The following is a 20981-nucleotide window of genomic DNA, read 5'->3' on the forward strand; positions in this document are numbered from 1 at the left end:
CAAGTGCAACAGCACTGCTGCAGTATGTTTTTAGCTGCTGTCAAAAAAGCTGGCTCAAGAAGTAGCTTATGGATGCTTATGCGGGCTTTTTTTGTCTCTTACTTTATCGATAGCTGGCAAGATCTTTATCACTCAATTGCCTATGGATTTAAAGGAGCAAGACTTACTCCGAATACTTCTTAACATAAAAAGCTTGAAAGTGCCCTTTGAACCCTTGAGTGTAGAAATTCTTAAATTTAAACTAAATATTAACTTCGGCAAAGAAAGCTTAAGGTACCCTTTTGCTTTTAGATAAGCAGACCTTAGGATTATCTTTAAATAATGTTAAAATTTTTATTTGCGGGAATGGCTGACTTAATCTACTGTTAATTTACTTTAAAGGTTAAATCTAATATACTACAATGGTAAAACTATAATTTAAATTTAAGTGAATTTATGCATCCTCTTCCTTCTATCAAGCCTGCTAAGCTAGCTGTACCTGCGCCAAGTTCTAATCCTCAAAAAGATCGCCTTCACCCTTCTTTTTCTCAGGGGATTGCTAGAGTATGGCGCCACACTACGCGCTTTTTAAGCTGTGGAAAATTATATAACGTTCCTTTAACTAAAAGAGATTTAAGGATAATTGAGAAATTTAAACACACTCAACTTTATAAATTTCCCCATAAGCTTGAAGTTGTTGCTTGTTCTAATAAAGAAGCTCCCTCACATTTTAATGAGTCATTGGAGGGTATGAGGGATTTTTCCCGCCAACTCGCTCAACTAGCGATGGAATGCATCCATGAACAGTACATCGCTTCCCCTGTAAAATGGGTAAATGAGAAATCGGAAGAAGTACCTCGTATTGTCAGCGATCTAGCCCAACAAGCTATTAAGATTGGCAGTCTTTCCGTAAAGCCTATTTTTGAATTAATTCAAAAATTTGAAGTTAATCAAAAGGCTATAGAGCAAATTGATAAATTGCTGGGCTGGGCAGTGCAGGATGTTCAACCTCTAGATTTTAAGGAGCGTAAAGAGTTTCATCTGGCCTTCGAGGCAGAATTGTTAAATAAGATGGATAGTAAAGTTGATTTTGTGCTTCCACCTGCTTCTGAAAGTTTACCTCAAAAAAATATTAAAGAACACTTAGAGGTTTGCAGTGCTAAAATTGTAGATTGGCTTTTTGAATCTAATCATACACAATCACTTCTTAGCTTGTTTAATGATGAGCCTTACAAGCCTTCAGAAGAGATGATTAATTATGTTTTCCAACAAGCTTTACATTTGCTAGTGGAAAAGAAAATTATTTTTTACAAAAATAAAGCCAATCACATTCTCCAAAACAGGCTCCCTCTCATTGTTGAAGCTTCCCTAAAAGAGAATGCTAGAAATATAACTGATTTGGTCTCTGGGCGCCTAGCTGAAATTTTAGACAATATGGGCGATGAGCAATTTACTGTGCTATTCGATAAGATAGTCGAGGTCATAAGCAATCACCTTACAAATGTGGCTGATAGCTATGAAGAAGCAGAAAAAGCTGCTAGCGAGCATGCAAAACTTGAAAAGTATGCTCAACGGGTTATTACATGCAAGCCTGAAACTCAAAAAGAGATTAGAGACTATAATCTTTGTAAAAAATATTTACAAAAACTTCACGAAATGGGGGGAGTACCTGCAATTGAGGAAGATGTTTTATTTAAAACCTTCCTCGCGCTTAATGGCAGCAAAGAATTTGTAATAGAAAATAACACGACAGAAGAAATTTCTAAGCTTTTTTTAAATACTCTTTTACCTGATGTTATCGAAAATGGTAAGCATGTCAAGGGCTTAGAAAACCTATTATCTACCATAAAACTTCCTGAAGAATTTACTGAGCTGTTCAATGAAGCTAAAGAGATAGCTCAAATGGTTTTAACTCCTGAACAATACACTGAATTGGTTGACTTAGGTAAAACCGCCAGTGATTTTAAAGAGCTAGCTTTAGATGGGTGCTCTGAATTAATCAAAATAGGCTTTAACGAAGCATTAGAGCTCCTTATTAAACAAACGTCGAATCCTGAAGAGCTTAATCTTGTAATGACAAGCAGCATATTACCGGCTACGGTAGATATGATGGTGCAATCTTTTGCAGATGATCTCATTTACCATAATCTTAATAAGCTTGCTCCTTATTTTTACAAGCTTCCCCATGCAGCAGTGGAGAAAAAACTTTTGCAGCTTTTGTTTCAATTGGCTAACGAAGAAGGAAAACTTTACGGATTTTCTAAAGAAAAAGAAGAGGCCTTTTTTAATATTGTTAAAATACGTCTAGATGAAATCGTCAAACTGATCCAAAAAGTAAAGAAAAGAGATCCTAAGAAAGATGGAATAAGATCAGTTGTTGCAATTATCAAAGCCTATTACAAAGAAGAAAATGCAAAAGGCAATAACCCTCATTTTGCCAATTTTATTGACGTAGGTTTGCGTGTAGGCCAATTTGGCAATTTTCTTCCGCGTTTGTTTAACCTAAAAACCATACGCAATATGTCCAGTAAGCTGATTACTAGCTCTTTGCATAATCTTCGTCAATCCTACAGGCCTGGTCTTAATCGCCTAATTCCTTTGATGGAAGAAAAATATCTTGATCGAGAGGTTATGAAGAAATTGATCAAGCAATATCCTTCCTTGGAAGAGCTTGAATTAGATATACAGGCTATAGAAGAACGAATAAAGCAAGTAGAAGAAAAAGTTGGCTTTAATAGCAATGATGACAGATTGCTTAATCAGTTGCTAAGCATGAAAAAACTTTTACAACATAACTTGAAGTTAAAAGAGGAAATATTAGCAGAAGATAATAAGCATCAAAAAGAAGTAATCCAAGCTCAGAAAAATCTTTCTGTAGAAGTAGATAAAGTCGCAAGACTGGGTTACGACATGATGCTTTACAAAGCAAAGAAAAAAATGCCTCTAATTGGCAAATTTATTTTTCGTTACCTGGTAGGAAATACTGCTGATAAGATTGGACAAACAGCTCTCAGAGTCATTGCTAAGGCTATTGGCTGCCAGTCATTTAATGAGCATTTGCTCAATAAAATTCTTTTAACCTCATTATCAGCTATCCATATGACCACGGCGCTCAACCGCGAAGTAAAGCCTTTATTGCATCCCAACAATCAGCTGAAAATTGATCATATCACTGTGCCTGTGACCGCACAATCTCGCCAAACTCCACCCCTAAAGATTGAAATTCCCCTGACAGGGGAAAGATTATCTACATGGGGAAAAATTCGCCGTTTTATAGTTGGAATATTTGCCCGTTTATTTAACTTATTTAGAACAAAGAAAATAAGCTTAAGCGGTAAACAAATTAAACTGATGGAATACATAAATAAGGACAAAGAAGCAACTCCTGCCCCCGCTCTAACTGTTCCCTCTACGCCTTCGGTAGAAGCAGTCAGTGCCATCCAAGAGATAAAAATAGTGGAGAATGAACCAGAGACGGGACAACTAAACTACAACTTCTTTTTTAAGGAAGACATTCATGATTTAAATCCTTCTTTACAAAAAGTAGGCAAGTTTGTTGATGATTTCATGTCACGAATTAGCCAAGAAATCTTTCAGGAGAAAATACGACCCCTTACCCATACCGTAGAAAGGAATGCTCAAAATCTTCCGCAGAGCATCCCTCAAGTATTAGATTGGATAACCAAAATCATTTCTCCGTGGGTCAATACTATTCTTAAAAAAGTTATAAAGCACGGTTATAAGTTTGAGCTTGATACCTCCACCAAAAGCTTTTTTAATATTTTACTTAAAGAGCTAAAAGATAAAGATGGGGCCCTCAAAGAAGGCGTGTTCGATAAGATGGAAGCTTATGTGCGAAAAATGAATCTCGTAACAACGAATGATGATTTACAGCTTTATTTGGAGCCCATTCGCCAATGGGCAAGCCAAAAGTATAACCATTCGGAAGAAATTCATTCTTTAGCAGAATATACCGGTCCTCGTGATGTAAAATATGATATTATGGTTTCTAAATTTTATGTTGCGGCCGTTCAGTGGCTTATTAGATATAAATTGGAAAGTCACATAGATGAATTTCAATACTTTTTAGAAAATAAGCTCTCTGGTATGGTAGAGCGCCATTTAACTAATAATATGCAGCGCTTATCTTCGCTGCTTTTTAATCGTATAGCTACTTTAATTAATCTTATTACTGACGAAGACTATAAAAACCTTTTTGATAATTCAGCGCAAATGATTAATAACCAGTTAGTTAATTTAATTAAAGCAGAAAAAATTTTTGGCGGCAGCTTATCCCTAGTTAAAGGAAAAGAAAATGAAGCTGTTTGGCGCAAGCATATAGCGAGAGAGCTAATAGCTAAGGATACGACGGGAGAGCCTCGATACAATCTACCTGCTTTAGCACGCGCTTTAATTGATATTCCTTCTCATATAAAAAAAGAAGATATAGAAGGGTATAAGGCTGTAGAAGAAAATAAATTTTTCTTACCCCTTGTTGAAAAGCTTCTTAATTATGCTTTACCAACAGGCCATCAAGAACTTGTGGAAGGGAAGGTTATAGTACTAGATGCTTTTGAAGAGCTACTAGACAACATCATTATCGAGCCTGAAATTCAAAATATGGGGAAAGAGCTTCACCAATTTCTTAAATCTTTGCTTCCACCAAAATTTGCTAGCAAAATTGATACCATAAACACCACGGTTGTTAAGATTAGCAAAAAATTTATTCTTAATGTAGTTAGACAAAATGCCACCAAAGTCTTAGCTCAGCAATTGAAAGGAATTTTTACAATTTTATCCGAAGAAAAAAAACGGATGGAGTTCCTGGCAGAAACTTTTTCTCTTATTCATAAAGAAATAATAAGATCTTTTGTTTCTTATACTATGACTATCAATGAACAACACTCCACCTACTTTTTCGCCATGATGCTTGAGAGTCATTTGCAGCCCCGGCTTAAAGGAAGGCTTGTTGAGGAATTATGGGAGTCTTGTTCAAATAGACTTAAATGTTCGTGGAAGGCGCTTAAAATTAGCGAGGTGGATTTTCTAGAAAACCATCTACCTAATATTTTAATTGATTTTACCCTAGCATTTTTAGCAAAGTATCATATTGGAGACATTTCTCACTCCCAACTAAGGCTCTTAATTGAAGATCCAACTAGCGGAGCAGCTGTAAAAAGGATTGCTGAGATCCTGCTGCAGAAAATCTACGAAAAACATCCTGAAATGGAATTAGACCCTGCAAGCCATGAATACTTTCTCATTTATCTTAATCCCCTATTAGAAAAAATAGTTACAGAACTTAGAGAAAAGCAAAAAGTGCTGCGTAAAATCTCTCCTGATGCGACCTTGGAAGCTGTGGATATTGATACTACTTTAAACAACTTCTTCATAGGAGCCAACGATAAACAAACGGTTTACGTAAACATGATTGCTAATATTATCAAAATGGGTAAGCTAGGAGGCGATCCCACCGCATCTAAGATTACGTTCCTAGAGACGTTTATACAGCACATTACACAGACTTCTCGAGTTAGAAATGCGTTAACAGCTGTTTTAGTACCAGCCATGCATCCTGTTCGAGCTTCTATTTTAGGAATTACTGATTTAATGGCTCAAGCTCTTAATAAAAATTATCTAAATGATCAATTTATAAAAAATTTATTAAATCCTGAAACTTTGAATACCTTAAAGGTTAAAAAACAACAATTAAAGCGTCAGATTGAAGATAAAAGAAATCTACTGAAGGCGGCAGAGGATAATCATAAAGCTGAGCAGCACAACAAAAAAATTATAAGACTGAAAGAGGAATTAGAAGAAATTCGGCGAGCGGTAAAGTTTAAAAAAATGGGCACCTCAGCAGAAAAAATAAAAGAGAATGAAGCTAAGATGGAAGGAAAATTTCAGCAGGGTTTATCACTGACTGCCACCATCTTGTACGATTTAATTAATTTCTTTGTTAATGAAAATCAAAGCTTTTGGGCTAATCAATTGGGTAAATGGGGTTTGTGGATGGCAAGCGTGGATGAAATTCATCTCCAAGAAGTATTAAGAACTTTTTACGATAAATTTTTTCATAATGATGATTTAAATGAGGGATTATTTTTAGAAATTATGCAAATGCTTCTAAAACGGATAGAAGAAAAAAGCGCCCTTGCGCTAGAAAGGTAATTCCTACTAAAGGAAAAATAAACCTGTATCCCTTGGATGAGAAAGTAATAAGATTCTATTCCAATAATCTTGCTCATGAAAATACTAGAGAAAGAAATAGAAAAAAAGCTTTAGAGGGTAAAATTTTTTCATTTAGGGCAATTAATTTTGATCATTTTTATTTTTAATAGAAGTAAGAATAAGCTAGGCTGTATTCGTACAAGCTTTAGAAGCTTTCCTTCTTTTTTTAACTTTTTCATCCCTTTAAATTAGCCCTCAGTTGTTTGATTTTTGTATTTGCATCTACTACCTACTCCACCTGCTAAAAACGTCGAAAAGAAATTTTTGGTAAGTTAACACGAGTTATCGAATAAGGAAATAGTTGGAAAAAAGGCCTTCACAGGTTTTAAAAGTATTTTGCACTTAAAAAACTTAAAGCTAGAAGGTCGAAATGTTTGAAAAAGATGTCCATTGATTAATCTCCATTTTTTGCGATAAGGATGATTTTTGTAAGCAATCAGAGGTTAATGGCACACAATATGGTTTGAAAGCTATTTAAGAATCGCTAGTGGGAAAAACAATAAAAGAAATAGAGGGCCAAAATTATCATTAAGCGAGGCGATGAGTAGTGTTATCGTTTCATAAAAGTGGCTATAGAACATTTAAAGATTACCATAGGCGATAAGTCATTCCGTCGCTGAAAAAATATCTTCCTCTTGTTCTTTCCTATCATAAGTTTATCACTTTAAAGAAGACATGCTTGTTTTCCCTTTTTATTTATTCACAAGCTTGTTTAAAGGAGTGTACAGGCATTTAATTTATCACTTCTACTCTATTGGCAGTATGTCATACCCGTCGTATCCACTCCCTTCCTAGTTTTTAAAAAAAATAGCAAAAAGGGAAAAAAATTCTATAGGGCACTTCTATGGATTTAAATTACACTTAGCTATTAATGATAGAGGGGAAATGTTTGGTTTATATGTTAACACCATGAAATGTGGAGACCCAAGTCCCTGTGTCTGATCTGTCGGCAGACATTTTTGGCAAAATGTTTGCCGACAAGGGAGAGATATCCCACCAATTGGATAGCTGCCCGATTTCTGCTGTCAGACTGGTGAACTGGTTTTGATTTAAGTTTGGATGGCTTGTTTAAAGATAAGATGGCTAAAAATTTTTTATTTCATTTTAGCCCTCCCCAAATTAAAAAGTACTTACAACCATTCTACAATGGAAAACGCTGCCTTATTTTTTCAGCAATATCTTTCAAAGGATTTTCTGCTAATTCAAGTTTGGTAAGCTGAGACAGCTGCCCGATTTCTGCTGGCAGACTGGTGAGCTGGTTTTGATTTAAGTCAAGGCATTCCAGCTCAGACAACTGCCCAATTTCTCCAGGCAGGCTGGTAAGCTGGTTTTGAGTTAAATCAAGCCATTGCAGCTGAGACAGCTGCCCGATTTCTGCAGGCAGACTGGTGAGCTGGTTTTGAGTTAAATCAAGCCATTGCAGCTGAGACAGCCGCCCGATTTCTCCAGGAAGGCTGGTGAGCTGGTTTTGAGTTAAGTAAAGCGCTTGTAATCGAGACAGCTGCCCGATTTCTCCAGGAAGGTTGGTGAGCTGATTTTGATTTAAGTAAAGCCAGTGCAGCTGAGATAGCCGCCCGATTTCTGCAGGAAAGCTGGTGAGTTGGTTTTGATTTAATTGAAGCCCTTTCAGCTGAGACAGCTGCCCTATTTCTGCAGGAAGGTTGGTGAGCTGGTTTTGATTTAAGTAAAGCCAGTGCAGCTGAGATAGCTGCCCTATTTCTGCAGGAAAGCTGGAGAGCTGGTTTTGATTTAAGGCCAGCGTTTGCAGCTGAGACAGCTGCCCAATTTCTGCAGGCAGACTGGTGAGCTGGTTTTGAGTTAAGTAAAGCGCTTGTAATCGAGACAGCTGCCCGATTTCTGTAGGCAGACTAGTGAGCTGGTTATGATCTAACATAAGCCATTGCAGATTAGGCAATTGGCCTATCTCCGGGGGTAAATAAGTCAAGCCTACTCTAGATAAATCTAAAGCTGTGGTATTTTTACAATTTTCTTCAATCCAACCTCTAAAAAGCTCCCCTTGTTTTTCTAAAGGTAAATACTTGATTTTTTCTTGACTTAGGTATTTTTTCCCGCTAGGAAGTTTTTTCCAAAGCAAAAGGCGATTAATATTTAAGAGATAAGAAGAGTAGTTAGCTAAAGTAAAATAATTTTTTTCAGTCTTTCCTTTAAATTCTAGAGGAGAAAGAGAACTAGCTAAAGTAAAGATTTGCCTAAAGATTGCATTTACCTTTGCTGTTTCAGAAAGCCTAATTTCTAGCTTATAAATCCTACCTAAGATAAAAGCCTGCTTGTTAATATCCTCTTGGGAAACATGTACTTTACCTATTTGTTTATAAAGAGAAGGCATCACTTCAGAAGCCAGCAGATGATGCCATCTTTTACAGACGCTAAATAAGGAAGGAGCTGCGCAAGCCTCTAAGATAGGGAGCAGCAATTCATTGGGCAAGCTTCCAATAGAGGCTGAAGAGATAAGATACATTTTATTTCCCGGGGTAGTAATGACTTCTCAGCATTATTATTTTTTAAAGGCAATATAAAAAAGTTAAAAAAGCAAGTCAAAACAATTCGTATCCTTATTAAGAAAGACAACTCACAGATAATTTACTATGCTTCTATTTCAGATAGATTAAAGGAAAGGGGGGACCTTCCAAGCACTCAGGAGTAGCCCCAGGTTTTGGAGATTAAGTGACACGGCAATTTTGATTTGGCCAAAAGAATGCCATTGATTCTTTGCCTTATTTGAGAAAAACGGCTTTTTTGGCGCAATGTCTTAATTCTTCTATCGAATGCTGGAATACATACGCCTAGCTTCTCCCTGTCAAGAAAGGTTGTTCTCCCAACCTAGTAATCTGCAGAAAAAGAGAAAAGCTTTTTGTCGTTATAAATCTGTAGGTTAGCTTAAGCTTACTTAGTTGCCGGAAGAACAGCGGATGACTTGTTTAAAGATAAGATGGGTAAAAGTTTTTTTATTTTAGCCCTCCCCAAATTAAAAAGTACTTACAACCATTCTACAATGGAAAACGCTGCCTTATTTTTTCTGCAATATCTTTCAAAGGATTTTCCGCTAATTCAAGTTTGGTAAGCTGAGACAGCTGCCCGATTTCTCCAGGAAGGCTGGTGAGCTGGTTTTGATTTAAGTCAAGGCATTCCAGCTCAGACAACTGCCCAATTTCTGCAGGCAGACTGGTGATCTGGTTTTGATTTAAGTAAAGCCATTGCAGCTGAGACAGTTGCCCGATTTCTACAGGCAGGTTGGTGAGCTGGTTTTGATTTAAGTCAAGCAATTGTAGCTGAGACAGCCCCCCGATTTCTGCAGGCAGACTGGTGAGCTGGTTTTGAGTTAAGTCAAGCACTTGTAGTTGAGACAATTGCCCGATTTCTTCTGGAAGGCTGGTGAACTGGTTTAGATTTAAGTAAAGCTTTTGCAGTCGAGACAACTGCTCGATTGTTTCAGGCAGACTGGTGAGCTGGTTTTGATTTAAGTAAAGGTTTTGCAGCTGAGACAATTGCCCGATTTCTGCAGGCAGACCGGTAAGCTGGTTTTGATTTAATTCAAGCCCTTGCAGCTGAGACAGTTGCCCGATTTCTCCAGGAAGGCTAGTGAGCTGGTTTTGATTTAAGTAAAGCGTTTGCAGCTGAGACAATTGCCCGATTTCTGCAGGCAGGTTGGTGAGCTGGTTTTGATCTAATTCAAGCCATAGCAACTGAGGCAGCTGCCCGATTTCTGCTGGCAGACTGGTGAGCTGGTTGTGATTTAAGCAAAGGTGTTGCAGTCGAGACAGCTGCCTGATTTCTGTAGGCAGGCTGGTGAGCTGGTTTTGAGTTAAGGAAAGCTCTTGCAGCTGAGACAATTGCCCGATTTCTCTAGGCAGGTTGGTGAGCTGGTTTTGATTTAAGTCAAGGCATGCCAGCTCAGACAATTGCCCGATTTCTGCAGGCAGACTGGTGAGCTGGTTTTTGCTTAAATCAAGCCCTTGCAGCTGAGACAATTGCCCGATTTCTGCAGGTAGGCTGGTAAGCTGGTTTTGATTTAATCCAAACCATTGCAGCTGAGACAGTTGCCCGATTTCTCCAGGCAGACTAGTGAGCTGGTTTTGATTTAAGTAAAGCGTTTGCAGCTGAGACAATTGCCCGATTTCTCCAGGCAGACTCGTGAGCTGGTTTTGGCTTAAATCAAGCCATTGCAGCTGAGACAGTTGCCCGATTTCTGCAGGCAGACTGGTGAGCTGGTTTTGATTTAATTCAAGCCATTGCAGCTGAGACAATTGCCCGATTTCTCCTGGAAGGCTGGTGAGCTGATTTTGGTTTAAGTCAAGCGCTTGCAGCTTAGATAACTGGCATATTTCTGAGGGTAAATAAGTCAAGCCAACCCCAGATAAACCTGAAGCAGTGAAGTTTTTACAATTTTCTTCAATCCAACCTTTAAGAAGCTCCCCTTGTTTTTCTAAAGGTAAATACTTGATTTTTTCTTGACTTAAGTATTCTTTCCCGCTAGGAAGTTTTTTCCAAAGCAAAAGGCGATTAATATTCAGCAGATAAGAGGAGTAGCTAGCCAGAGTAAAGCACCTTTTTTCCTGAGTTTTCCATTTAAATTCTAGCTCCGCAGGAGCAAGTGATTTAGCTAGAGTAAAGGCCTTCTTGAAGATTGCCTTAGCTTTTTCTCCTTCAGAAAGCCTATCATCCAGCTTATAAATTCTATCTAAAATAAAAGCCTGCTTGTTAATATCTCCTTGGGAAACATGTACTTTACCTATTTGCTTATAAAGAAAAGGCATCACTTCAGAATTTAGCAGATGATGCCATCTTTTACAGACGCTAAATAAGGAAGGAGCTGCGCACGCCTCTAAGATAGGTAGCAGCAGCTCATTGGGTAAGCTTTCAATAGATGCCGAAGAGATAGGATACATTTTATTTCCCGAGGTAGTAATGACTTTTCAGCCTTTTTATTTTTAAAGGCAATATAAAAAAGCTAGAAAAGCAAGTCAAACGAATTCGTATCCTTATCACCAAGGGGGTATCGGCTAACTTGTTAAGCAAAGAGCAAGCTACTATGCCTTATAGGCGACAGCTAGAGATAGAAGGTTTTGCTCAGCTTTGGCCGACTAAACGCAGTATGCTTTTAAGCTGCAATAAATCTAGGTTCTAGAATCTGTATATATTTAAGCCTTTCTAAAACTTATCTAATTGGCATTTTCAGCATCGTTTGGACATGAAAATTCTTGCCGCATGAGGTTCATAAAGGCTTTGACTTCTTTTGCATTGCCCTTAAGGTAAGGCTTAGCTAAAGTATGGCATTCTCTTTGATAGGTCGCTTGGTTGAGGATCACTACCCATCTTTGTTCAACGCCTACATAGCAAGAGGTAGTCTTAAAAGCTCGATAGCCTTCTACTATCGTTACAGTTTTGTCGTAAGGCTTTTTACCTCTTTACTTTGCAGGGGCACACGCGCAGCAAATAAGCCTTGTTCTCTTTTAAAGGCTTGTAAGGAAGTTGGTGTATAGAGAGCACTATCTCCTACTATATAGTTCAATATGATTTAAAGTATTTTTGCCTTAAAGTAGGATTCTAGGAGCTTTTTTTTTAATGCTATATTTTCTTTACAAGTAAATCATTACAAAGCTCTTAATTTCTTGCAAAGTTTACTATGGAAACAAACAGGCTAGATAGCCAACAAGGCCGCCTTTTTAAATTCCGTCTTAGCGCTGAACTCACTCAAAATCATCCTTTTTATTTAAGCTATCTTAAGTGGATTGGATGGAAGTAGCTAGAAGAAGAATTTGATAAGTTGTTTGTAGAAAAATTAGGCCAACCAGCTAGGCCTGTAATTAGTTGTAGGGCTCCTTCTATCTTGTAACACATCTGCTGGCTTACAGTTTAGGTATAATTGAAGCTGTCTTAGAATGCTTTCTTATCCGATAACTCGTGTTAAGCTAGGTAGCATTTTAGATCTTTTCCTAAAGATAGGGTAGCTTCTTTAAGCAAAAGTTTCCATGCAGCTTTTTTTTACAAACTTAGATAATAAAGTGGAGAAATATGAGACCTCTTTATCAGTAAAGTCTCTTATTTCTGAGCACATAAAGTCATAAAAAGAGGAAATTCTTGGCGACTACGATTTTCCATTTTAGCATTTGCACCTGTGCTAATCTTATTAGAGCACCACTCTTCCATATCGTATACGCTAAAACCAGCTTCTCTTAACCAATGAAAATAGTTACAGAGAGGGAAATGGTAAGAGGTGAGCTGCGCAGAGTGTTGTCCCTTACTAGGATGGGCACAGATAGGAATTTCTAGAGGAGACATGTATCTATCTACGCGACGGTATTGAAGCTTTTTGTCCTTATCTATCTGCCAGGAAGTCTGGCGAGGAAGCCGAAAATAAGGGTGATTAAGAACCATTATTAATACACCTTGCTTTTCCAAGTGTCTATAAGCATTGTGGAATACTTGCAGAGGAGATGAAATATTTTGCAGAGCTAAAATAATGGTAGCATGAGTAAATTTCTTGTCATCTAAAGAAAGGTTTTTTGTAACATCCGCTACCTTGTAATGATGCTGAAGGTTAGTATCCAATTTTTTGGCTTCTTTGATCAAAGTAGGAGAAAGATCTATACCCATATAGTTTGTATGGGTAGGAAGATGACGAGCTAACACGCCTGATCCGCAAGCAATATCTAATATAGCAGGAGAGGAGCAAGCTTGAAGGTTTAGCAACCGCAACAAATTTGGAATGATAATTTGCTGGTGATAGTAATGACCTTCTGCGCCGACAAGGCTTTTATACCATTGGCTGGCAGGCTCCCATGAGGCAGCTTTTGGATGCGGTAATTTGGTAGGTGTTTTCATGAAAAAATCAACTCTCTAGGATTAAGTAAACATAAATTTTTAAGATAACTTCTTGTGTTTCCTTTAAAGGGGGACAATAGGAATTTAACTTGTTATGCGAAGAGTTTACAAGGTAGCAGATTTTACTTTCTACAGATATGATGAACTAGTAGCTTGATAGGACAGTACAAAAGTAGTCTCTTAGGCTCAAGAAAATTAAAGTGTATACGTTTTTTAATCTAATCCTTATGCAGTCACGTACTTTATGAAATCCTTTTTGTTAAGCAGAGGGACATCTTTCAGAGGCTTAGGTATACAGACTAAGTTTTTTTAAACGCACTATTAGGAAAATTATTTTTACCAAAAGTGGAAATGCTTGGAGGAAATTTAACCAAGAGACAAGAAAACTTTTAACATCCTACTCATTGGACCCCATTTTTTTAAAGTGACAACATTAACCGCTTTTAATAGAGCACATCTTCAAGAGAGAAAGAAAAAGTTAAAGCCAAAGGAATGCATGGCGTGAACAAGAAGAAGGCAGAGATTGCGAGGGATAAGAAATTTTAAGAGTTGTAATACTTGTAAATTGTAAAAGGATTATTAAATTTTAAATAATAGAGAATTGATCAATCATTTGAAAAAGTCCTACCTTCTTTATCTGATGGCCTGTTTGAAAGAAACTAAGAGGAAAAATAGTGAAAAATGTTATAAGAAAGCAAGCTAGGAAGATATCAAGTTAATGAATGCATATTAGAGGATGTCCATGGTTAAAGTGACTGTTTTATATACGGGTGAGCTTCACTGCCAAGTAATTCGTGAGAATCCACGAGCTACGCTGGAAACAGATGCTCCTGTAGATAGTGGGGGAACAGGGGTATCATTCTCTCCTACAGATTTGATGGCAAGTGCTTTAGCAACTTGCATAGCGACAACTCTAGCTTTATACGCGCAGAGAAAAAGCTGGGATGTAACAGGGATGCGACTGGAAGTAGAAAAAAGCATGACTACTCAACCCATTCGCCGCATTGGAAAAATTATAATCAAGATAGGGATTCCTCAGAATTTTTCTTTCGAGCAAAAGCAAACTTTAGAAAGGATAGCTGCTAGTTGCCCTGTTCATCATAGCTTACATCCCGAGGTAAAAGTAGAGCTTATTTTTTGCTGGGGTAGCTAGAACTTTATCAAGGATGGCTGTAAAAAATTATAAATTTTTTTAAGCTCCTCTGAAGTTTTGGGATAGGCTAAAAGTAGTAAATAAAATATAGAAAAGGATATCTTATGGAGAAAGCAAATGCTTAATAGCCTGAATCCTTTTGAAGATCCTTTTCTGATCCAAAAACTAAATCCTCTTCTAATTGAATCGCTACATAGTTACTGGATAGCTTTAAAAGAGGCAAAAGTTTCTGCTGAAGAAAAGTTACAAGTAGAGGATGCCTTATATAATTTGGTAGGCTTTGCTTTTCTTCACCTGTTCCAACCTCTTTATCACCAACATCCTCCTAAAATTTCTGGGTCAGTTTTTTTACTTTCTGCCGTGCATTCTGATGGAATAGGCGATTATATAACATTATTTAAATGCGCTAAAATTTTAAAAGAACATCACCCTGCTTTAGAGGTTTATCTTGCTTATACTCATAAGCAATCTTTGCCTTCCATCGATCCTTACCTTTATCATATAAAAAAAGAAAATATTTATGCTTTTAAAGAAACCGAGGAAGCTTGCAGTGTTATCTTAGAACCTATTTTAGAGGGAAAAAAAAGTTTTTTATGTGAAGCGCAGCTTGACCAATTACTACTAGAGCACGATAGGCTTTTAGCTGAGTATGAAGCTTTGCAAGAAACCCACCCTCAGATAGCCCTAGCTATTCAGGAGCTTTCTAATGAAGTGGATCGATCTATTCAATCGCACTATTATTATCAGCAAAAAAAAGTAGAAGCGGAAAAGCTTTATCTTTTAATGAAAAAAAGCTTAGCTATTGTGCACATCGCATTGGCTTTGAACACGTTTGATAATCCTGAGTTAGCCTCGAAATCTCTTTATTTTGCAGAAGCGGGAAATTTTCAGGGGATAGCGAACTATCTTCAACGCCATTGGTTTAGCATAGGATTAAACGCCTTTGAAGAAGGGGTTTTCCTTAATAATCATCATACAACCTCTCATTGGAGCTGCACAGCTTTATGTCAATATCTATGGCAAGTTGATCAGCCCCTTGCTGAGCATCTTGAAAATTATTTAAAGGATTATGCTATAGAAGTTGCCTACTTGCCGCATTCTTCTGCTCATCAAGAGGTTTTTATCGAGATGATGTGCCGCTTTCATCTACATGATAGCCGCCATCTTACCATTATTCTTCCTCAGCACAAAAAAGAGCAACTTCTTCACTTTAGCGATAGTTGGATGCTTGCTTACGGATTTTCTAAAATCCTTGTAGTCGATTTTGTACCTTCTGCCCGAGAAACAGTATTAAATCAAATTAATTTGGCGAAAAGAAAAATTTTACGGCTAGTTTACGTTCTTCCTTTACCAGCTTCAGATTTTACCAAACTAATAAATCTGAGTGGAGAAATTATAGGCTGTACGGGTGATGGATCATTAAGTGATTGCATTCAATCAGGCAAAATTCCTTTTTATGAAGTGCGCCGACATAAAACAGGAACTTTAGAGGCTTTTATACAGTTAGCGCAAAAATTAATGCTGCCGGAGGTTTTGAAGTATTGCGAGCTCTTAAAGCAGTTTGCAGATTGGCCCGTCCCTTCCTTTCTAGAAAAATTTGAAGCAATACTTCAGGATAGCTCTTTTAGAAAGCAGTGGAAGACGTTAGTGGAGTTTATTAAACATTATTATTGCTTAGAAGATTCCTATCTTGCTCTTATCAATCGCTTTTTGTGGATGTCTCTATCTAAGGAAGTTAAAGAAAAAGAAAAAAGCCTGATCAATAGCTATTTCGAAGGAACAATTGGTGCAGAAAGTGTTTATCTAAGCTTAGAAGAAACATTAAAAAGCCAACTGCCTAAAATTGTGGAAAGTTAAGGAGTAGTTAGCTTTATTTCTAACGTTTATAAGAGCAATATACAGAGGATAGCATCGAGCTTGTAGACATCCCTCTGGCGCTCATTAGCAACAGGTAGTTTTTAGCAGGCGCTCAGCAGGTTCCTTTATTAGGATAAGGCTAAATAAAGTTTGATTAGAGCCAACCATCTTGCTTTAATGAGCAGTCGTAGTAGAGGATCTACTATTAGACATCTTAACTTTTTTACACAAAAAAATTAAAGGGATCATAGCTAAAAAGCCCCAAGCTGCTAGCCAAGCTAAATCATTGGTAGAAAGCATATAGCTTTGCTGCTCAATCAGCTTTTCTAAAAGTTGATTAGAAACATCTGATGTAAAGGAAGGATGATAATTTGCTAGAGTTTCATAAAATTTTTCTGTAGAAGAGTTGAAAATTGTTAAAGCCTCTGTAAGGCGAGCACGATGAAAGGTTTTAAGGCGCGTCCATATTTCAATAGACAAAGATGTTCCCAATCCACTTCCGACAAGAATACGGATAAAATTGTAAAGACCCGAGGCGCTTGCATAGCGGTCTTTGGGAATATTACCCAAAGAGAGTTGTACAAGAGGTAAAAAGAAAATAGCTACCCCCAATCCTTGGAGAAAACGAGCGAGCATAATCGCTTGCAAGCTAATAGCCGTAGTAAAATGAGCTTGGTAGAAAAAACTTAAAGCAAAAAACAGAAAACTTAATGACGAAATCAAGCGAAGATCAAAGCGGTTCATATATCTTCCTACGAGAGTAGAGAGTAGAAAAGGGATAATCCCTACAGGAGCTACCGCCAAACCTGCCCAAAAAGGAGTATAGCCTTGTTCTGTTTGCAGCCAGAGAGGAATGGTTACAGTACTTCCAAAATAAAATAAAAAGCCGATCGTAGTTGCAAGGCAGCCCAAAGCAAAATTGATATTTCTAAAAAAAGAAAGATCGACTATAGGATATGGTTGATAATAAGTCCATATAATAAAATAGCTTAAGGCGATGATAGAAGCAATTGCGAGTGCGAGAATAGTGTTGGACTTAAACCAATCCAAATCTTTGCCTTTATCTAACATAATCTGTAAGCATCCTACTCCTAGCGATAACAAAGCAACCCCAATCCAATCGATTGGATTTCTTACCACTTGGCTGTCTTTATCTTTAAGTAAATACCAGGTTACACTGGCAGAAAATAAGCCAATAGGAACATTCATATAAAATATCCACGGCCAACTATAAAAATCCGTCAAATAACCTCCTAGAATAGGTCCTAGAATTGGAGCTATAATGACAATCATTCCCCAAAAACCTAAAGCGTTCCCCTGCTTTTCCGGAGGATGATTAGCTAATAACAAAGTTTGGGATAAGGGAATTAACGAGCCCGCCACAGCGCCTTGCAATACACGAAAAAAAACAAGCATGCTAAGAGATGAAGAAAGTCCACAAAAGAAAGAGGTAATGGTAAATAAAGCGATAGACCAGCAAAAAAGGCGTACTCGGCCAAAATAATCAGATAGCCAACCCGTAAGGGGAAGAATGATAGCATTGCTAGCAGAAAATGAAGTGATCACCCAAGTACCTTCCTCAGTACTTACATTTAAATTGCCAGCAATATAGGGAATGGCTACATTTGCAATCGAAGTATCTAGCACTTGGATAAATGTTCCTAAGCCTAGTGCTACATTAAGCAAAGTAAGCCTATATCCTTGCTCGTATTGTTCACTCTTCATTGCTAATCATCTTTTTTCTTTAAGTTTGCTTGAATTACTTCTTCGATTACATGATCGATGGGTTCTAAATGAACATTAAACACTGTAGTAGTAGCTAGAGGGCGGCTAGGAGAGGTGCTAGCAAGCATAGGTAAATCTTGATTGCTAATATCTACTTTAACTTCAGCAGAAATTCCTAAGCGCAAAGGATATTTTTTCATTTGCTCCGGCTCAACGCTTATACGTACAGGTAGGCGTTGAACAATCTTGATCCAATTTCCTGTCGCATTTTGAGGAGGGATTAAAGAGAACTTACTGCCGCTACCTGAAGCTATGCCCACCACTTTTCCTCTATATTCTATCTTTGAACCATACATATCAAAACTAATCGTAGCCGGTTGGCCAATACGCATAAATTTTAATTGAGTTTCTTTAAAGTTTGCTTCTACCCAATAATCATTCTGGGAAATGATAGCCATAAGAGGCGTTTGCGGCCGTACGGATTGTCCTACGTTAACGGTACGTTGCGCTACATAACCTGTAGCGGGTGCATAAATGTAGCAATGCTGTAAATCATAATAGGTTTTACGGACTTGAGATTTGGCTTCAATAAGCAGAGGATGGCATTCTAAAGATGTATTTCCGACAGCTGCTATAGCTGCCGCTAGCTCTGCCTCAGCAATTTGGTGAGCCGCTTTTGCCATAGATAAGCCGGCTTTAGAATGAGTATATTCTTCTTTAGAGACAGCTTGTATTTCTACAAGGTGCAAGCGATTTTCATAGTCATAATTTGCTTTTGACAAAGCAATCTTGCGTGCTTCTAGGGTCGACTGGCTTGCTTTTACTTTCTCATAAAGCTGACGTACTTTTAAGACCGTGGAAGCCAAGGAGGCCAGAGAGTGCTCGTGTTTAAGTAAATATTCTGTTGGGTCGAGTTTTACTAAAAGTTGGCCTTCGGTCACAAAATCCGTATCATCCACATAGTAAGCAATTACAGAGCCGGTGATAGCAGGATTGACGTTAATCATATTCCCACTCGCGTAAGCATCATCTGTGGTTTCATAACCTTGAAGGTAGAGTACATAGAGTAAACCCCAGCTTAGGCTTGCTAAAGCCAAGATTAATGTAAATCCCCAAAGCTTTTTATTTCTCTTGATAATATTAGAGGAAGATAGAGGGGAAGAGGAGGGCTCTTGGCTATCTAGACTATCGGGATTAGGCGATTTTTCAGAGGATTTATTAGCCTTTTGCGGCCGGGCTACTAAATCTTTTATTGTATCTACTCTCATTCTGGGCGTTTCTTTATTGGCTTTCATTGTCGTATCCACCCCCTAATGCACTGATTAAACTTGTAAATCGCATGTAATAATTTTCTAAGGCCACTAGCTTTTTATTCTCTTTGGAGGTTTTGTCAAATTCGGCGTCTAATACATCTAAGTAAGAAGCTAGATAATATTTAAAGTTTTCTTTAACAAGTAATAAATTTTCTTCTGCTAGCTTGGCAATTTGTACAGAATCTTGCATTTCTTCAAAAGCATATTTTAACTCCGCTATGCTATCTAACACAGTTTGGACTGCTGTAAGAATAGATTGATTATATTGTTCGATGGCAATGTAATATTCTTCATGGGCTGTGCCTAAATTAGCTTGAAGGAGTCCTCCTTCAAAAATGGGCAAATTAATGGCAGGGCTTGCTTGCCCATAAACACTTCTCCATTTAAAAAGGTCATGAGGATGAAGAGTTTGATAGCCAAGAAGCCCCATTATGTTAAAGCTTGGATAGTAAGCTGCTCGTGCGACTTTAATTTTTTTTGCCGCTTCTTCTGCTCGCCAGATGCTTGCTGTCACATCAGGCCTATGCGCTAAAAGGTTAAAGGGTAGATTTGTAGGTAACGAAAAGAGAAAAAGCTCTTGATTTTCAATCGCAATTGCTTCTATGGGTTGGCAGAAATCCCCTGCGATTAAGGCTTGCAGTTGATTTTCATAGGCTTTAATTTGAAGTTGAACTTGCTTGAGTAGCAATTGCGCTTCTAAATGATATGTTTGAGCCTTTTTTAGAACACGTGGGTGCTCAATATCATTTTTAACGCGTTTTTCTACCAATAGTAGGTACTCAGCACGATTATGAAGTTTCTTTAAAGCCAATATTTTTCGCGCATAGGAAACCTGCAAACGGAAATAAGTTTGGGCTATAGAAGTACTTAATATGACGGAGGAAAAAGCTGCATCTGCTTTGCTAGCTAAAATTTCGCCTACAGCAGCTTTAAAGCTATTGAAATTCTGCTGCCATATATCGAGCTGGTAATGGGTGTCTAAATTAATTTCTGTCTGCGTAAAAATAAAGCCTGCGGAACGAGCAGGAGAAGCTGAAGAAGTAGTAAAAGCTGAGGCTGGGGGGGAGGTTGAAGCAATAGAGGCAATTGTACCTGTTTTACTCGTGCGCGACCGCGTTATATCGGTTTCAAGTTCTAGCGTAGGCCATAAAGCAGAACCTGCTGCTCGAGCAGCATAATTGGCTATTTTTACACGAGCCTGAGCAATTTTAATACTTGGATTATCAGATAACCCCTTGCTTATAAGCTTATCAAGTTGGCTATCGCCAAACATTAACCACCAGTGGGCCTGGGGCCATTCACCGGGAGTAAATGGCTCTTCATTAATTGTTGAGAGGAGCGATCCTTCAAAAGCTTTAGTAGGAAATTCATAAACATTGGGCTGGCGTTGTTTTAAACAGCTCGTGAAATTGATTGTGGTAAGGGATAAGAAAGCTAAGGTGCAAATTAAGGAAGGTATCTTATATTTTTTCATAAATATAGCAAGCATGAGATAGATGTGTAATTTTTCAAACCTTCTTTATTTACGTTTTTACTAAAATAAATTCTAGATATTTATTCCTGCCTAAGCAGATTAAAAGATAGACTTGGTCCTTCAGGAAATTTTTTGATGATGCAGGCGCGAAGGAAAAGGCTCTCTTCCTTTAATTGTTGATTAAAAAATCTTCAAAATTTGTTTTAAGCGCTAAAAGGAGACTGTGAAAATTTCTCTTTGAAGAAAAATTGTAGCAAAAGGTTAACCTATAGGGAGGCTTTATTATCAAAAATCACTTTCTATCTGTTGCTCGTGATTGTTTAACGGAGTAGTTTAGGGAAAAATTTTTTTTCTTCTGAAAAGCAGAATTGTTTTTTTAGCAAAAAGCTAAGCTAGCGATAGCTAG

The 20981-nt window shown here is 37.7% G+C and carries 10 protein-coding genes and 1 pseudogene; 5 read left to right on the forward strand and 6 right to left on the reverse strand.

Annotation, left to right across the window (positions count from 1 at the left end; translation table 11 throughout):
* From NEOC95_RS06640 to NEOC95_RS09880, 3 genes and pseudogenes are all read left to right on the forward strand, one after another.
* Positions 1 to 183, forward strand: a pseudogene (locus NEOC95_RS06640) (hypothetical protein); the annotation flags it as partial.
* A 252-nt stretch (positions 184 to 435) separates the two neighbouring features.
* Positions 436 to 6150, forward strand: coding sequence for a hypothetical protein (locus tag NEOC95_RS06645; protein ID WP_213152239.1), 5715 nt, complete (start codon positions 436 to 438; stop codon positions 6148 to 6150).
* 867 nt (positions 6151 to 7017) lie between these two features.
* Entirely contained in the window at positions 7018 to 7152 is a 135-nt protein-coding gene (locus NEOC95_RS09880) for a transposase (RefSeq protein ID WP_502710278.1), read from the forward strand.
* A 199-nt stretch (positions 7153 to 7351) separates the two neighbouring features.
* On the opposite strand, the gene NEOC95_RS06655 is transcribed toward NEOC95_RS09880, so the two are convergent.
* The 3 genes from NEOC95_RS06655 to NEOC95_RS06665 form a co-directional block, all read right to left on the reverse strand.
* Entirely contained in the window at positions 7352 to 8689 is a 1338-nt protein-coding gene (locus tag NEOC95_RS06655; protein WP_213152240.1) for a leucine-rich repeat domain-containing protein, read from the reverse strand.
* A 529-nt stretch (positions 8690 to 9218) separates the two neighbouring features.
* Positions 9219 to 11117, reverse strand: a complete 1899-nt coding sequence (locus NEOC95_RS06660) for a leucine-rich repeat domain-containing protein (protein WP_213152241.1) — start codon at positions 11115 to 11117, stop codon at positions 9219 to 9221.
* Positions 11118 to 12270: 1153 nt separating this feature from the next.
* Positions 12271 to 13053, reverse strand: coding sequence for a class I SAM-dependent methyltransferase (locus tag NEOC95_RS06665; RefSeq protein ID WP_213152242.1), 783 nt, complete (start codon positions 13051 to 13053; stop codon positions 12271 to 12273).
* A gap of 742 nt (positions 13054 to 13795) precedes the next feature.
* Here NEOC95_RS06665 and NEOC95_RS06670 point away from each other — a divergent pair.
* Positions 13796 to 14206, forward strand: a complete 411-nt coding sequence (locus tag NEOC95_RS06670) for an OsmC family protein (RefSeq protein ID WP_166154956.1) — start codon at positions 13796 to 13798, stop codon at positions 14204 to 14206.
* A gap of 117 nt (positions 14207 to 14323) precedes the next feature.
* A complete protein-coding gene (locus NEOC95_RS06675; RefSeq protein WP_213152243.1) occupies positions 14324 to 16063 on the forward strand; it encodes a hypothetical protein in 1740 nt (579 codons plus the stop codon).
* A 174-nt stretch (positions 16064 to 16237) separates the two neighbouring features.
* Here the strand turns inward: NEOC95_RS06675 and NEOC95_RS06680 are convergent, their stop codons facing one another.
* From NEOC95_RS06680 to NEOC95_RS06690, 3 genes are read right to left on the reverse strand one after another with little or no spacing between them, the layout of a single operon-like run.
* Entirely contained in the window at positions 16238 to 17788 is a 1551-nt protein-coding gene (locus tag NEOC95_RS06680) for a DHA2 family efflux MFS transporter permease subunit (protein ID WP_166154960.1), read from the reverse strand.
* Positions 17789 to 17790: 2 nt separating this feature from the next.
* Entirely contained in the window at positions 17791 to 19083 is a 1293-nt protein-coding gene (locus NEOC95_RS06685; RefSeq protein WP_213152244.1) for an HlyD family secretion protein, read from the reverse strand.
* Entirely contained in the window at positions 19070 to 20575 is a 1506-nt protein-coding gene (locus NEOC95_RS06690) for an efflux transporter outer membrane subunit (protein WP_213152245.1), read from the reverse strand. The genes NEOC95_RS06685 and NEOC95_RS06690 overlap by 14 nt, the downstream gene beginning before the upstream one ends.
* Positions 20576 to 20981: the final 406 nt, after the last annotated feature.

Origin of the sequence: Neochlamydia sp. AcF95 (genome assembly GCF_018342455.1) — a bacterium.
Lineage (GTDB): Bacteria > Chlamydiota > Chlamydiia > Chlamydiales > Parachlamydiaceae > Neochlamydia.

What these genes read in the sequence shown, in the direction of transcription:
- NEOC95_RS06645 (WP_213152239.1), top strand. Translation starts at nt 436, where the DNA reads ATGCATCCTCTTCCTTCTATCAAGCCTGCTAAGCTAGCTGTACCTGCG.
- NEOC95_RS06655 (WP_213152240.1), bottom strand. Translation starts at nt 8,689, where the DNA reads ATGTATCTTATCTCTTCAGCCTCTATTGGAAGCTTGCCCAATGAATTG.
- NEOC95_RS06660 (WP_213152241.1), bottom strand. Translation starts at nt 11,117, where the DNA reads ATGTATCCTATCTCTTCGGCATCTATTGAAAGCTTACCCAATGAGCTG.
- NEOC95_RS06665 (WP_213152242.1), bottom strand. Translation starts at nt 13,053, where the DNA reads ATGAAAACACCTACCAAATTACCGCATCCAAAAGCTGCCTCATGGGAG.
- NEOC95_RS06670 (WP_166154956.1), top strand. Translation starts at nt 13,796, where the DNA reads ATGGTTAAAGTGACTGTTTTATATACGGGTGAGCTTCACTGCCAAGTA.
- NEOC95_RS06675 (WP_213152243.1), top strand. Translation starts at nt 14,324, where the DNA reads ATGCTTAATAGCCTGAATCCTTTTGAAGATCCTTTTCTGATCCAAAAA.
- NEOC95_RS06680 (WP_166154960.1), bottom strand. Translation starts at nt 17,788, where the DNA reads ATGAAGAGTGAACAATACGAGCAAGGATATAGGCTTACTTTGCTTAAT.
- NEOC95_RS06685 (WP_213152244.1), bottom strand. Translation starts at nt 19,083, where the DNA reads ATGAAAGCCAATAAAGAAACGCCCAGAATGAGAGTAGATACAATAAAA.
- NEOC95_RS06690 (WP_213152245.1), bottom strand. Translation starts at nt 20,575, where the DNA reads ATGAAAAAATATAAGATACCTTCCTTAATTTGCACCTTAGCTTTCTTA.